The organism is Dyadobacter soli, assembly GCF_900101885.1.
Classification (GTDB): domain Bacteria; phylum Bacteroidota; class Bacteroidia; order Cytophagales; family Spirosomataceae; genus Dyadobacter; species Dyadobacter soli.
Window position 1 is genome coordinate 379782 of record NZ_FNAN01000004.1, and the last position, 14833, is coordinate 394614.

Annotated in this window: 16 protein-coding genes; 5 read left to right on the forward strand and 11 right to left on the reverse strand. The window is 50.8% G+C overall.

Features of this window, described 5'->3' with window-relative positions; all coding sequences use genetic code 11:
• Window positions 1-2: 2 nt before the first annotated feature.
• Complete coding sequence (gene nhaA, locus BLQ88_RS08215; protein ID WP_090148323.1) at window positions 3-1181, reverse strand: Na+/H+ antiporter NhaA; 1179 nt, start codon at window positions 1179-1181, stop codon at window positions 3-5.
• A gap of 269 nt (window positions 1182-1450) precedes the next feature.
• Here nhaA and BLQ88_RS08220 point away from each other — a divergent pair, with 269 nt between their 5' ends.
• Window positions 1451-1672: a hypothetical protein gene (locus BLQ88_RS08220; protein WP_090148324.1), complete on the forward strand. Its 222-nt coding sequence runs from the start codon at window positions 1451-1453 to the stop codon at window positions 1670-1672.
• 87 nt (window positions 1673-1759) lie between these two features.
• Here BLQ88_RS08220 and BLQ88_RS08225 read toward each other — a convergent pair whose 3' ends face one another.
• From BLQ88_RS08225 to BLQ88_RS08260, 8 genes are all read right to left on the reverse strand, one after another.
• Window positions 1760-3061, reverse strand: coding sequence for a DUF5690 family protein (locus BLQ88_RS08225; protein ID WP_090148326.1), 1302 nt, complete (start codon window positions 3059-3061; stop codon window positions 1760-1762).
• A gap of 21 nt (window positions 3062-3082) precedes the next feature.
• Complete coding sequence (locus BLQ88_RS08230; protein WP_090148327.1) at window positions 3083-4441, reverse strand: aspartate aminotransferase family protein; 1359 nt, start codon at window positions 4439-4441, stop codon at window positions 3083-3085.
• Between the two features lie 34 nt (window positions 4442-4475).
• Window positions 4476-5420, reverse strand: a complete 945-nt coding sequence (locus BLQ88_RS08235; protein WP_229212622.1) for an alkaline phosphatase family protein — start codon at window positions 5418-5420, stop codon at window positions 4476-4478.
• Window positions 5421-5462: 42 nt separating this feature from the next.
• Window positions 5463-6590: a TIGR03364 family FAD-dependent oxidoreductase gene (locus BLQ88_RS08240; RefSeq protein ID WP_090148328.1), complete on the reverse strand. Its 1128-nt coding sequence runs from the start codon at window positions 6588-6590 to the stop codon at window positions 5463-5465.
• A gap of 29 nt (window positions 6591-6619) precedes the next feature.
• Window positions 6620-7324 carry an HAD-IA family hydrolase gene (locus tag BLQ88_RS08245; RefSeq protein WP_090148330.1) on the reverse strand — a complete coding sequence of 235 codons (705 nt, stop codon included), beginning with the start codon at window positions 7322-7324 and terminating at the stop codon, window positions 6620-6622.
• Between the two features lie 308 nt (window positions 7325-7632).
• Window positions 7633-8211: a helix-turn-helix domain-containing protein gene (locus BLQ88_RS08250; RefSeq protein WP_090148332.1), complete on the reverse strand. Its 579-nt coding sequence runs from the start codon at window positions 8209-8211 to the stop codon at window positions 7633-7635.
• Between the two features lie 135 nt (window positions 8212-8346).
• Window positions 8347-9147: an isocitrate lyase/PEP mutase family protein gene (locus BLQ88_RS08255; protein ID WP_090148333.1), complete on the reverse strand. Its 801-nt coding sequence runs from the start codon at window positions 9145-9147 to the stop codon at window positions 8347-8349.
• 16 nt (window positions 9148-9163) lie between these two features.
• On the reverse strand, window positions 9164-9619 hold the full coding sequence (locus BLQ88_RS08260) for a carboxymuconolactone decarboxylase family protein (protein ID WP_090148335.1): 456 nt from the start codon (window positions 9617-9619) through the stop codon (window positions 9164-9166).
• 299 nt (window positions 9620-9918) lie between these two features.
• Here BLQ88_RS08260 and BLQ88_RS08265 point away from each other — a divergent pair, with 299 nt between their 5' ends.
• Together BLQ88_RS08265 and BLQ88_RS08270 are read left to right on the forward strand one after the other, a co-directional pair.
• A complete protein-coding gene (locus BLQ88_RS08265) occupies window positions 9919-10827 on the forward strand; it encodes a helix-turn-helix domain-containing protein (protein WP_090148337.1) in 909 nt (302 codons plus the stop codon).
• A gap of 157 nt (window positions 10828-10984) precedes the next feature.
• Entirely contained in the window at window positions 10985-11986 is a 1002-nt protein-coding gene (locus tag BLQ88_RS08270) for an aldo/keto reductase (RefSeq protein WP_090148338.1), read from the forward strand.
• Window positions 11987-12111: 125 nt separating this feature from the next.
• Here BLQ88_RS08270 and BLQ88_RS08275 read toward each other — a convergent pair whose 3' ends face one another.
• Complete coding sequence (locus BLQ88_RS08275; protein WP_090148340.1) at window positions 12112-12480, reverse strand: hypothetical protein; 369 nt, start codon at window positions 12478-12480, stop codon at window positions 12112-12114.
• A gap of 221 nt (window positions 12481-12701) precedes the next feature.
• On the opposite strand from BLQ88_RS08275, the gene BLQ88_RS08280 reads away from it, so the two are divergent.
• Both BLQ88_RS08280 and BLQ88_RS08285 read left to right on the forward strand, forming a co-directional pair.
• Window positions 12702-13205, forward strand: coding sequence for a hypothetical protein (locus BLQ88_RS08280; RefSeq protein ID WP_090148342.1), 504 nt, complete (start codon window positions 12702-12704; stop codon window positions 13203-13205).
• Between the two features lie 93 nt (window positions 13206-13298).
• Complete coding sequence (locus BLQ88_RS08285; protein WP_090148344.1) at window positions 13299-14402, forward strand: Fic family protein; 1104 nt, start codon at window positions 13299-13301, stop codon at window positions 14400-14402.
• Here BLQ88_RS08285 and BLQ88_RS08290 read toward each other — a convergent pair.
• Window positions 14384-14830, reverse strand: coding sequence for a hypothetical protein (locus tag BLQ88_RS08290; RefSeq protein ID WP_229212623.1), 447 nt, complete (start codon window positions 14828-14830; stop codon window positions 14384-14386). The genes BLQ88_RS08285 and BLQ88_RS08290 overlap by 19 nt on opposite strands.
• Window positions 14831-14833: the final 3 nt, after the last annotated feature.

A 14833-nucleotide genomic window follows, 5' to 3' on the forward strand; every position in this document is an offset into this window, starting at 1 on the left:
CACTACCGTGCCGATTTTTTGCTCACGCTGCTCAGCATCGCATAACCCAAAATTCCCGAAAGGATCGAGCCCGTCAGGATCGAGAATTTCGCCTCCGACAGGATCAGGTGCTCGCCCGGAAAGGATAGTAATGCGATAAATACCGACATCGTAAAACCGATTCCGCCCAGCATCCCCACCCCTACGATATGCGCCCAGCCGGCCTGGCTGGGCATACTGCTGATACCGAGCTTCACCGTCAGCCAGGAAAGCAGCGTAATGCCGAGCGGCTTGCCTATTACCAATCCGAGGATGATCCCCAGTCCAAGCGTGGTCGTCAGCCCTTCCAGCATGCCCGTTTCGAAGGTAATGTTGGTATTAGCCAATGCAAAAATGGGCATAATCACAAAATTTACCGGCTTCACGAGCATATGTTCGAGCTTCTCGAGCGGTGACTCCTGTGCGTCGGGTGTGGTCGGGATGGCGAACGCTGTGAGCACGCCCGCGATGGTTGCGTGGACGCCTGAATGGTGCACGAAGTACCAGATGAACGCGCCGGGAACGAGGTATACCGCCAGATTTTTCACTCCCGCGCGGTTCAGCAGCAGCAATGCCGCGAAAATACCTCCGGCGTAGAGCAGGTAGTTATAATGCAGTTCGGAGGAATAGAAAATGGCGATCACGAGAATGGCCATGAGATCGTCGACGATCGCGAGCGCCGCCAGGAAGATTTTGAGTGAGGACGGCACTTTACTGCCCAGCATAGTGATGATCGCAATCGCGAAGGCAATGTCGGTAGCCATAGGAATGCCCCAGCCCGCGGCGGTGTGCGTGCCTTTATTGAGCAAAAAATAGATCGTCGCAGGGGCAAGTACTCCGCCTATCGCCGCAAAAATGGGTAATGCCGCTTTCTTGAACGACGACAGTTCGCCCTCCACCAGCTCCCGCTTGATTTCCAAACCCACCAACAGGAAAAAGATGGCCATCAGCCCATCGTTGATCCATAACAGCGCCGTATAGCGCAAATGAATGCTTTCGGTATGAAAACCGAGCTCCGTGCCGAGCAGGTTTTCCAATGCACCTGCGAGCGGCGAGTTCGCTATTACGAGCGACAGGATCACGCAGATAATCAATATCGCGCCGCCCAGCGACTCGGATTGTACAAATTCCTTGAAGGGTTTCAGGTTTATCAGTTTAGCCATGACGCCAATATAGCAAATCGAGCGAAAATGCAGTTTTGATACATATTGTACTTTTCAAATAAAAACCAGCTCATAAGCATGTTAGCCCGTATTTGAATATTTCAAAATTATAGCAACCCTCAAAAGCCACTAAATCACTCTTCACCAATAAAAACCATTCAAATAACCGTTTGATCACTCATTGAATAAATATATAACCATTCATAAAATCCCATTTATATTTGCATCATCAAATAAGACAAAGACAAGAAAACAAAATAAATAGAGCTATGAAAACTTTGATCACAACCCTCGTAAGCGTTATCGCATTGACCAGTTCAGTTGCATTTGCAGACGACAATAAATCAGCCAATACCATCAAAAATGCGTTGCCAGTTTCAACACCCGTCATCGAGACGCCGGCACCACAGAAAGAGACGAAAGTAAACCCATATAAAACGCAGACGCCTGCTCAAAAAGCAGCCATCGTGGAGCTTAAAACGACAAAATAGGTTTTAGTAAAAATTGAAAGGTGAAATTGAGATGTTAAAAAGGAGGGCACTTGCACCTCCTTTTTTTATGCCCCTTCAGATGCGAAACTACGCCGCGGCAAATGGCGCGCTCCTCTTCTGCGCCGACCGACCGGCGCGGTATTTATCGAAGTAGATATTACTCGCGAGCAGCAGCAGCAGCCCCAGTGCGAATTGCAGGTAAGAGAATTGCATCAGTACCCGCGACCAGCTCAGGTCTTTCATAAAAAACTCTTTGTAGAGCAACAACCCTACGCTGCCCATATAACCGATACTTTCACAGATGTACACGAAATACCCCGCATTGGCCTTGATGCGGAACAGCGCGATCATCCGCTCGAAAATGACGGTTTGCAGTACGGTATAGGCTAAAAACAGCCCGAGCCCGACCATCAGCATCCAGTAAAAGCCGCTGATCATCGATTTCTCGAACAGCAGCGTCCCGAGGCCGATCAGAGTGACGCCGCCGAAAAGAATCAGGTAGGCGAGCTTGAAACCGGCAAGGTTATCCCGCACGAATGCCAGTGCGCCGATGATCACCAGCACTACAATGCCGGTAATCATTTCGGTAGTGGTAAGCACGCCGCTACCCCAATGCGAGTCGATTTCGTTCCAGATTTCGATCGTAAAATTGTCGCGAAAATCACGGACGACCACCAGCGTGGCGTAGAAAATCACCAGGCAGACGATCGGGAAGCCGAACTGCCGCATGACCAGCCGCTTGTCCTCGCTCGTCATGGGCACGCGCTCCGTGCGCAAGGCAATGTCCTCGGCTGTTGGCTTGGGGATCATTGAAAGCATCCACACAAACACCAGGAACAGCGGCAGGAAAAGTAAACCCATAAAAAACGGCATCCAGAACTCCGAGATGCCGGGAAAGATGCCGTGGACTTCGATGTAAGTGGTTTTAAGAACTCCCGACGCGATCACGACGCTGATATTGAGCCCCATCGAGAGCATTTCGGTAAACCGCCTACCTTCCAGGAAGCTGAATACCACGCCCCACACCATCCCCAGCGGCAGGCCATTCATAAAGAGAAACACGAAATTGTAAGGATACGGGACCAGCCCGAAAAACAGCAGCGCCAGCTCGGCCAGCAAGATCAGCCCGGTGACCAGCTTCACCCGCGCATCAGGTTTCAGTTCCGAGATCACTTTGATACCCGCAAACTTGGAAAGCGTGTAACCCGCCACCTGCGAAATGATCAGGATCGCCTTGTAGCTCACCTCGCCGAGTTCGAGCCCCTGGTAGAGCCCGGCATTGAACGGCTTGCGGAAAGCATACATGCAAAAATAAGCCCCGAACGAAGCGATGACAGCCCAAATGATAAAAAACGTATTCGATCGCGTAAGTGCTTCTTTCAGGCGCATATAGTGTCAAATGTTGAGTTTTTATACCAAAACCGAAGCCGTTTCGATGGCTTTTTCCAGAATCTGTAATGCTTCTTTCAGTTGTTCGCGGGTGATGATGAGCGGCGGGGAGAGCTGTACTACATTTCCCTGTGATACTTTGAAGCTCAAACCGTTTTTCAGGCATTCATACATCACGATTTCCGCTTCCTGCACAGCCTTTTCCTTCGTTTCACGATTTTTCACCAGTTCCACACCCCACAAAAGGCCGATCCCGCGTACCTCGCCGATGAGCGGATATTTGTCTTTCAGTTTTTCCAGTTCTTCGCGCATGAACTCCGCGTCGGCATTCACTTTGGCGAGCATATCGTTTTGCTCGATAAATTCCAGCATTGCCAATGCCGCCACACTGCCTAGGGGACTTTTTTCATGCGTAAAATGCCCCAGCGACACGCTTTGCGCCACATTATAGCTATTGCGCGCCACAATGGCCGCCATGGGCATCACCCCTCCGCCGAGCCCTTTGCCCAGGCAAACGATATCCGGCTCGAACCCATAATGCTCGAATGCGAACATCCTGCCCGTGCGCCCGAATGCGATCGGTATCTCGTCGAGAATGAGGAGCACCTGATGTTTGGTACAAATCTCCCGTACACGCGCCCAATACGCCTGCGAGGGAATCTGCACATCGGTATTGCGGATGGTTTCGATCACAAAAGCGCCGATATCACCCTCTTTTTCAATCACATATTCCAGGTAATCCGCGTAAGGAACGTCACCGTTACCAGCCGCGGCAAACGGCCCGCGGTAAGTCATCGGCGGCGGAATGCGCTCCACGCCCGGCATCAGCGGGCCCATATCTTTCCGAAAATCGAGTTCGCCGCCTGCGGAAATGGCATCCAGCGAGGCGCCGTGGAATGAATCCCAGAGCGAGACTACTTTATGCCTGCCCGTCACAATGCGGGCCAGTTTCAAAGCCATACTGATCGCCGAAGTGCCTCCGGGCGCAAAAAGCACACGGTTAAGGTCGCCGGGCATGAGGTTACCGAGCTTTTTGGCAAGCTCGATGGCCGGTACATTGGTATATCTTCGGGGCGAAAACGGCAGGACATCCAGCTGTTCTTTCAGCTTTTCGATCACGTAAGGATGCCGGTAGCCGAGCTGGTGCACATTATTGCCGTGAAAATCCATGTAGCGCTTACCCTGCACGTCGGTCAGGTAAATGCCCTCGCAGGAAGCGAGCACATCCAGGCAGGGTGTAGAAAGCGATTGATGCAGGAAATACTCCGCATCCTCGTGCAGGTAGCCCGATGTTTCGGGGTCACTCACGACCGCATACCAGTCCTGACGCGCGGATGATAAATTAATGTCGCCTTCCGTTCGGTTATGTTCAGCTGCCATGCGCAGGGTTCAGGGTTAAATGCTTTGAGCCAATTTAACGTTTTTCGCCCAGCCAGAGGTTTTTAGGTTCATCAAACCCTTTGAAAACCGGCTTCACCGGGCGGCCGATCCACGCATAAGGCTGCTCAATGCCGAACGCAAACGCGATCGTCGACGCAAGATCATAAGTATAAACCTGCTGTTGAATCTGATAACCTTTCTTCACGCCCGCACCATAGAACACACCGGCTATCTCCGCTTCCTGCGGTGTGGCGCCGCCGTGACCTTTACCGATCCCGCCGTGGTCAGCCCAGAGGATTACCAGCGTTTTTTCGGCGATACCAGCATCCTTAATGCTCGCCAGGATTTTACCAATTAATGAATCCGCCTTTGAAACGGATTGGTAATACTGCTGCGAGCCATGCCCGTCGTGGTGACCGGCGTGGTCTACGTGGTCGAAATGCACGAAGCCCAGCACAGGCTTTTTGTTTTTGATATACTGGATAAAATCGGCGGCAGTGGAATCTTCCGTACCGAAATGCTTGTCGTAATTCACTGCATTTTTTTGGAATAACCTCCCAAAATCACCCCAATGGTACACCGCACCGATCTCCGCATTAGGCTTTGCTTTGTGTAAAACGCTGAAAATTGTCGGAAAGCGACCGTCCGCTTCCTGCACAATGGGTGGGAGCGTATGCTTGTTGAGCTGCCAGTCATTATCGATGATCCCGTGCTGCTCCGGCCCGGCACCCATGATCATCGATGCCCAGTTCTGGCTGCTTGCGGAGGTAAGTACCGTCCGCACGTTCCATTTCACGGCGCCACCGGCTACCATTTTGTCGATATTCGGCGTCTCTGCCTTTTTGATACCATCCGGACTCAGGCCGTCGACACCAATCACGATCACATGTTCTATACCCGCCGGCTTATCGTCCGGTTGAGCGTAAAAGGCCGACAGCATCAACGCCGTAGCCACAATGCAGGAAACTTTCGCAAGCATATCAGTTAATGTTTAGGAATTATCAGATTCAAACCGATCAGTTCAGGAGCGGTAAGTGCCGCCAACCACTTCATCGCAAAGACCAAATGAAAGCGTCATACCGTTTCCGCCGAGGCCATTAAGGATCGTCACGCCGCTTTCGGGCTTCAACACGATCTCCGTAGCCCCGTTGGTCATTTTTGGATAGATCCCGTGCCAGCTCTGGAACACCTTCGGCGATTTGAACTGCGCGAATGTACCCAGGTAATCGAGGATCATCGTATTGATAAATTCACGGTCAAACGGATCGAAGGTGAGCGCGTATTCATGCGAATCGCCCACTGTAATCTCGCCCAGGCCGTTTTGCGAAGCCATTACGTGGATGCCCCATTTCAGGTATTCGGCGTAATCGCGCTCGTACCTGGCTTTCAGGCCCGGCAATGACGCAGCTGCTTTGAAACCCTGGTAGTGAATGAAAGACAATCCGCCGCACAATGCAGGGCCGATTCGCCAGTCGTCCGGCTGGGCTTCGAGGCGCATCATTTGCAACTTGCATTTAGTCAATGGCGCCGCCGAAAACTGCTCCGGGTAAAGCGTCTCGAAATCCTGGCCGCTACAAACGAAAATCTCATCCGCCGACCAGCTTTTCGTACCCGAAAACACAGCCGGATATTCCACTTTTGAAATAGCCGTATTCCATATGAATGTCACGCCCAATGCAGCCGTTAGATAACCCGGAATGGCCGCAATGGCCTCACGCGGGTCGACAATCATTTCGTCCGTCGAATACAGCGAACCCAGCAACCCGTCGGGATTTACCGCCGGTGATTTGGCCAGCGTTTCTTCCGCATTCAGGAAACTCACGGGCCTGTAAGCGCTTACTTCCACGAACTGCCGGATCACTTCCAGCTCGTCCTGATGGTAGGCCATATGCAGGCTGCCCGCTTCCTGCGACCAGCATTTCGCACCCGCAAGCATTTCCTTCCAGATACTTTTGGCATGTAATGCCCTTTCATATAATGTACCTTCCGGCTGGCCGATCGGCCACACCATTCCGAAATTCCGGATAGACGCGCCCACCGCTTTCGAAGACCGTTCGATAACCGTTACTTTATAACCTCTTGTGACCAAAGCCCTTGCCGTTGCCAGCCCCACGATTCCCGCGCCGATAACTATCGCAGATTTGCTCATACTTTTCAATCCGAGTGAATGTGGGTGAATTAAGCTTTGACTGCTATTTCGAGACTGGCCGAGATAATGCCCGGCACTTCGGCGATGTCGTCGATGATATGTGTAGGCTTGTAAGGCAGCAACTCCTCGCGGGTGAATGCACCCGTGGTAATCCCGATCACATATTTGCAACCCGCATTAATCCCTTCATTGATATCCACTTCGGTATCACCCACTTTCGCAATGCGGTCCGCGGATTCGATACCCAGCTCGGCCATAATTTTACGGATCATGTCCGGATAAGGCCGCCCGAAAGGCACTTCGTCGCTTGCCACGAGATAGTCGATTTTATCCTGCCAGTCCAACCGGCTGATAATTACATCGGCAATGTCACGGGAGAAGCCCGTGTTCAGACCGATTTTAATACCTTGCCCGCGAAGCGCACGGAAAGTCTCTTCCACATGCGGCAGCGGCGCGATTTCCGTCGTCGTTTTATAAAATTCGATCATCCCCTTCACGAAATGCGTGTGAATCGCATCCACGAGCGCTTCCGTGATCTTCGATTTATCAGTTTCACGTATTTCAAGCATCATTTTAATCGCCAACGGCTTTTCGTAACCCATCAGCGGGTTCACATGCTCGATCGAGATTTCATATCCCTGCGACGCCATGGCCTGCTGGAACGCGATCCCTACAAAATTTTTATCCTTGACAGTCGTACCTGCCATATCGAAAACTACCAGTTCTATCGACATCTTACTTGGTATAATTGGTGAACTAATACTGAACTTTTCCGTAAATCATGCCTGCATTCCGGCGCACTTCTTTTCGCACAATAAATGTTTAGTAAAATTTAACTTAAACATTCCTCACACACCGGGCTGACATTGACTTTCAATCGAAAAATACCGTTCATTTCTTTAAAGCACAAGAAAAAGTTAACTAATATTAAAAATTGAGCACAACAAATCCCTGATCACTGCAAAACTAGTGAACTGCACCTTGCCAAAGGTTAAGCAAATGTTAATTAATATTTAACAAGAAAGAATTTTCTGAAAAGGCTCTACTGAGCCTCGTTGAAGAAGTAAATCACGAGTAGCACCGCCTCGTCGCATTCATGGCATTCGAGGTTATGCAGCTCGTTGGCATCGAAAAACATCGAATCGCCCTGGTTAAGGATATATTTATTTTTCCCGACAGTATATTCCACCGCTCCCGAGAGCATGTATTTGAATTCAAATGCATTCGTGCGCACCATCGGCCGCTTCGCATCCTTTTCGAGCCGCAGCAGCACGACGTCGATATGGTTGTCTTTGAATTGTTTGCTGAATATGCGCTGGTAGAAGTAACCTTTCGCGTTTTCCTTGGTAAACGGCTGATACTCTTCTTTCCGGCGGACGAGCACATTCTCGCCCGGGGCCGTTGAGATGATATCCTTGAAAAACACGTTCAAATCAATGTCCAGCGCCTTGATCAGCCCCAGCATCACCGGCAGCGAGGGGATCGTGCGGCTGTTTTCGATTTGGGAAACAAGGCTTTTCGTCACGCCCGCCTCGTCGGCAATTTCCTGAAGGGTAACGCCCTTACTCTTTCTGACTTCTTTTAATTTATTACTGATCTGAAAAAGAATGTCCTCCTGCATAGCACTGAGCGTGGTAACGGGTTAAGTTCGTTGGATATAGGTACAAAGTAAAGCCTAATTTTGGTCCAAAAATAGAAAATCTCCCGGTTGCGGCAGCCGGGAGATTCCATATCTAAACGTAAATTAATCATTCGGTCACATTAGGAGCGTTGTCACCGGATAGTGGCTTCGGGTTTCTTTCACAGTTTTCAACATCGCCTCCATCGAAAGTAACGTGGCACGGTGCAGGTTCGGACCGAAGCTCACCCGCGCAACACCCAGCTTTTGCAACACATCCAGGTCGGGGGTATCGCTTTTGGCAAGGATATTCACAGGTACTTTCAATGCATTCACCAAAGTTTTGATCGTATCCTCCCCCGTCGCGAAGATGGGATAAATGCTACCCGCGCCCGCCCCCACGTATGCGCGTGCACGCTCGATCGCCAGCGCGAGTTTCTGATCTTCGGACAGGCCGGGATTTACAAGGAAAATATCCGTCCGCGCATTGATAAACAGCCTCGTATTCTCCCGGTCGGCGACGCGGGCGATGAGTTTCAGCTTTTCTACCTGCTCTTCGAGCGGCAGCAATTCACGCGTGCGCACGTCGGAATCCTCGATATTGATACCAGCCACACCGGCGGCGATCAGGCGGCGGATGTTCGATTTCAATGTTTCATTATCCGCCGCATAACCCGTTTCCAGATCCACCGTTACCGGCACATTCACCGATTTCGCGATTTGCGCCACAATGGCCAGCAACAAATCGAAGGGAATCCGCTCACCATCCTCGTAGCCGTGCGCGCGTGCAATGGCCGCACTGGCCGTCGCCACAGCCGGGTAACCCAGGTTTTCGAGCAAAACGGCGCCGGCCGCGTCCCAGATGTTTGGCAAAACGAGCATTTTGCCGCTATGGTGCAGTTTTTTGAGCAAATCAGCCTTTTCCGACTGACTGTTCATTTGAATAGGCCGACTGTTAAACATGGCTTTCGAGGGCATTGACAGTGGCCTGATCGGTGATCATAATGCGGTTCCAGGCGCTGATCGCCACCACACCCATGACCACGGCTTTGGTATACTCCTCTCCCAGCAGCGCTACCGCCCGGTTATAAACCTCGTCGCTCACGCCTCCCTGATGAATTAGCGTCACCTGCTCGGTAAGCGCCAGGATCGCCTTTTCTTCTTCGGTATAAATGTTGGCTTCGCGCCACGCGCTCAACATATAGATGCGCTGCTCGGTCACCCCCAGGTCGCGGGCCTGTTTCGCGTGCATATCCAGACAAAACCCGCATCCGTTAAGCTGCGATGCCCGGATTTTGATCAATTTATAATGCACCTTACTGAGGCCCGTCGAGGCGACATACTTTTCAAGTTCCCGCACCGCCGTAAAGGCGCCGGGAGTAAGTTCAATGGTTGGTTTGCGGGTGGACATGGTTAATAAGTGAATGACTGAATGATTGAATGATTGAATGATTGAATAGGCGAGTGTGAATAGCGAAATGAGTGAACGAATGACTAGGGCGAACGAAATAGAAAAATATTCGATCATTCAATCATTCAATCATTCAAAATTACATTTAACCGGACTACCCACATGATCCATTTAACCAAATTTCAAATAGTCCAATCGATATTAGAGCCGCTTTACTTCGAAATTAAAAAGCGATTAATTCCAGCGGTTCTGAAACTTTCATATCTGCATTCGCTATTTGAATTTTATAATATTGTGATATGAGCCATTCTGAATCTATCCAGGAGTTTTACCGTCGCGTGCCGCAGGCTAATCCGGCGGATTTGTCGCTGAACAATGCCGGCATCGGGCATTTCAATGTGTTCGAGAGGAATTCTTGCTACAAGAAAACACCATACAGCCGCCGCGACTTTTATAAGGTATCGTTCATCATCGGCACCGGCCGCCTGCATTATGCCGATAAGTGGATCGAAATAGACCGCCCCGCATTGCTTTTTTCGAACCCGATGGTGCCCTATTCATGGGAAGCGATTTCTGAGACGCAGCTGGGCTGGTTTACATTATTTACCGAAACTTTCGTGCATCCCGCTGAGCGGAAGGACTTTTTACAGGATTCGCCGTTGTTCAAAATCGGTGCTAATCCAGTCTATTTCGTGAATGAACAGCAGCAGAAGGAGCTCTCGATGATCTTTCAGAAAATGATGACCGAGATCGAGTCGGACTACCCGCACAAGTATGGCATGCTGCGCAACTACCTGCATTTGATTATCCACGAAGCCATGAAAATGCAGCCTGCGGAGACATTTGAACGGCAAACCAACGCTTCTGCGCGGATCACATCGCTATTCATGGAGCTCCTCGAACGGCAATTCCCCATCGACACGCCCGAAAGTGCATTGCGCCTCAAAACCGCCAATGATTATGCCCAGAGCCTGTCGGTACACGCCAACCATTTGAACCGTTCAGTGAAGGAAATCACGGGCAAAACCACCACAGAGCACATTTCGGCACGCATTACCAAGGAAGCGCAGGCCTTGCTCAACCATACAAACTGGAATGTGTCGGAGATCGCTTACAGCCTGGGCTTCGAGTACCCTGCCTATTTCAATATATTCTTCAAAAAACAGACCGGCCTCACACCCGGAAACGTGCGCGCGAGGGCTGTGTGATTTTTATAAAGATCTGTTTGAAAACTATAAAATGGCGACCGTCGCCGAGAAGTAGCTTTGTATCATCAGAAACATTCTGACGAACTGCATTATCCACCCCGGCCGGGCGCCCCGGTTCAACCCGCAAACAAGGCGCCAGCCGATAGCCAACAAACAAATGCAATACAGAAGCCTTGGAAAAACAGACGAAAAATTATCAGCGATCGGACTCGGCTGCATGGGCATGAGCTTCGCCTACGGCCCCACCGACGACACCGAGAGCATTGCCACATTACACCGCGCCCTCGACCTGGGCATCAATTTCTGGGACACCGCCGATATGTACGCCAATGGCGAAAACGAGAAGCTGATCGCGCAGGTGCTGGTCCCGAACCGCGACAAGATTTTCATAGCCACCAAATTCGGTTTCCGCTACGGCGAGAACGTGAACGCACCGCGCAATTCTGCCGGCGCTTATTTCGACGGTTCGCCGGCCTGGATGAAAACAGCCGTTGAAGACAGCCTGAAAAGACTGAAAATCGACACGATCGACCTCTACTACGCCCACCGCGTCGACCCGAATGTACCTGTGGAAGAAATGGTAGGTGCCATGGCCGAGCTTGTAAAGGAAGGGAAAGTCCGCTACCTCGGCCTGAGTGAAGCCTCCGCGGCGTCCATTCGTAAAGCGCACGCCGTGCACCCTATCGCCGCATTGCAAAGCGAGTACTCGGTAATTACCCGGGATGTGCAGGGTGAGATACTGGATACCGTGCGTGAGCTGGGCATTTCGCTGGTGCCCTATTCACCGCTCGCCAGAGGGCTGGTAACCAACACATTAAATACAGCATCTTTCGCTGAAAGCGACTTCCGCCGCACCTTGCCACGGTACCAGGGCGATGTGGCCGACAACAATGCGAAACTCGTGAGCGGCTTTGCGGAAATCGCCGCGGACAAGCAATGCACCCCCGCACAGCTCGCGCTCGCGTGGGTGCTCGCGCAAGGCGACGACATTATCCCGATCCCCGGCACCAAAAAACGCAAATACCTCGAAGAAAACGCCGGAGCCCTCGATGTGGGCCTGTCAGCCCAAGACCTGGAAACCATCGACGCCCTCATCGCCCGCTACCCCGACACCGGGGCCCGATACAGCGAAGGCGCCATGAAAATGGTTAACCATTAAAAAAATTAGAAAACATTTTCTAAATCTCTTTATCCCCGGGTTAAAACCCGGGGCAATGGGATTGGCACCTAAGCATTAGCGCCAGAGGCGCGCACAACCATAGCCTCCGGATTTAAATCCGAGGATTAAATAGTTTTTAAAGAAGGATCATAGAAAGATTTCCAGAGTGTTATAGATTCTTCTATTGTTTCGGGCGGGGAAGCCAGGTAGTCCTTAATTTTGGTCAAATTCGCAGAATGCGCCTCTTTTGCGGAATACTTGATCAGGTTTACCAGCAGCTTGTCGATGTCCACCGTATCGTTTTTCCAGTTTTTACTGTACTTCGCAAACCACTCTTCATTCAGAAAAACCACACCCGAATACCTGTACACATCCGAAAACCCGAACGCATCGATTACAATCGGCTCGGTAGGCCATTCCGCATCCAATTCCTTGTCGCTGTACCGCTCGCGACCATCGCCGAGGAGGGCGATAAATCTGTATGTTTTTACCATTACTGAACTATTACATTAAAGTGCTTGAAGGGCTCAATTTAGAGGATATTCTATCACGGTACCAAATCAGAAATTGAAATTCTCTTGGCAAATCCGGTCATAAAACCGGAACGTGTCCGGTTTTCGCACAAAAACTGGACATGTTCTGTTTCATGTCCAAATAATGAACATATATTGGCCTGATCAGGATACACCAATCCTGACCGCGAAATACAAATACCATGATCCGAATCTCCCAACTCCCGCTGATCCAGAATCCCGGACAATTTTATTCCACCGAGCTTATCCTGCTTGTGGACGTGCTCCTGGTAGGCGACGCGCCGCGGCAAATGCGGGAATACATCAAAAACGTGCACGGAGGGTTTATTTACGACAAAAAGACCTACATCCCTATCACACTCACCGGCACGCCCGAAAGCCTCCTCGCCAATGCCGGTAAGCCGATCGTCTTCAAATTCGACCGCGGTTTTGAAAACCATTACCATTTCAACGGCGACCTGAACGAGCTGATCTGGCATAAAAAGCTTTACAACATTTCCGGACTCATCGATCAACCCTCGGTACAATTCGAGCGGGAAGAGGACTTTATCACCGGGCGTTACCTGGCTGGATATAGGGAATATGTAGAGGTCGATTCGGAAGATAAAATGCTCTCGATTCCGGTGCAAAGTCCGGCTATTGGTTTAAAAGCAATGAAGGGCTTGCGGCCGGTTCGGAAAGACTGAGATCGGCGTTGAGCCGAATATGCGGAGATAAGCTATCTATTCTCCGCATATTTGCGGAGAATAATCACTATATTCACCGCAAAAAGAACAATCATGGCCCGGTACATCCATCAACTGCCCGACTGGCCCTCGTTTTCGTGGGATGATACAGCCTTGTCCGAAACGCTTGGCCAAGTGCGCTATATACAAGGCAGGATATTTGGCAGAATGCAGGCATTGGGTGTTTCCGCCCGTGCAGAAGCGGTGCTGAAAACCCTTACCGAGGATGTGCAGAAATCTTCCGAAATAGAAGGAGAAATACTCAATACCGATCAGGTACGCTCTTCTATTGCCCGCCGGCTCGGCCTGGAAATGGGCGGCCTGGTTCCCTCAGACCGAAATATTGACGGCGTTGTGGAAATGACTTTGGATGCAACCCAAAATTACAATAGCCCGCTGACGGAAGATCGCCTCTTTGGATGGCATTCGTCATTATTCCCGGGCGGCAGGAGCGGGATGCTCAAGATAGTTACGGGACAATGGCGGGACAATGAAAAAGGCCCCATGCAGGTAGTTTCCGGCGCAATGGGGCGAGAGATCGTTCACTTCGAAGCGCCCGATGCTTCAAGACTGGAAGACGAAATGAAGCTTTTTCTGGAATGGTTTAACAACAACCAATCCATTGATCCTGTACTGAAATCCGGGGTCGCGCATTTATGGTTCGTTACAATCCACCCGTTCGACGATGGTAATGGGCGCATCGCCCGGGCTATTGCCGACATGCAGCTGGCCAGGGCCGATGACAGCGCGCACCGGTATTACAGCATGTCTTCGCAAATCAGGAAACGGAGAAATGACTACTACCAGATTCTGGAAAAATCACAAAAAGGCGATCTCGACATCACAGAATGGCTCAAATGGTATTTACTATGCTTGGAAAGTGCAGCTGAGGAAACAGAACAAACGCTTCAAGACGTCCTCAAACGCGTTGAGTTCTGGGATAAACATGCCTCAGTATCTTTGAATGCAAGGCAAAGAACAATGATCGCACGAATGCAGGAGGGCTTCTTCGGTAATTTATCATCTTCCAAATGGGCCAAAATGACAAAGAGTTCACAAGACACTGCCGGAAGGGATATTGCAGATCTTATTGAAAAGGGCATGCTAAAAAAAACAGATTCGGGCGGGCGGAGTACCCGCTACGAACTCCTCTGGTAACCAAACTTCTCCCGCAAATCCGCGACCTTCAACACATCGCACCCGCGTACGAACACGCGTGTGCGGCGGTCGTTGGGGCCGCCGTAGGGAATGCTGTCTTTCCAGAAATCGATATTCCGTGTGGCCAATTCGTGTAGAAGCGCTTCTTCCTCTGCCTGGTTTTGAACTAAACCAATCAGGTGGCTTGATGCGAAGCGGTCGTTTTCTATGATTTGCATTGCGTAGGCGACGGCATCCTTCTCGACTTCAAAAGTTTTCAGAATGTCCTTAGAACCGCGCTCGGTATAGTACCAAATGTACATGCCGCCGGATTGGCGCAGACCGTAGCCTTCGTGCACAATCCGTTCACCGATCGCGTAGTGGTGATCGCTGTAACAATGGGTTTCCATCCATTGCCGGAGCTGTTCGATGGTTTCGGGCGAGAGCACGGG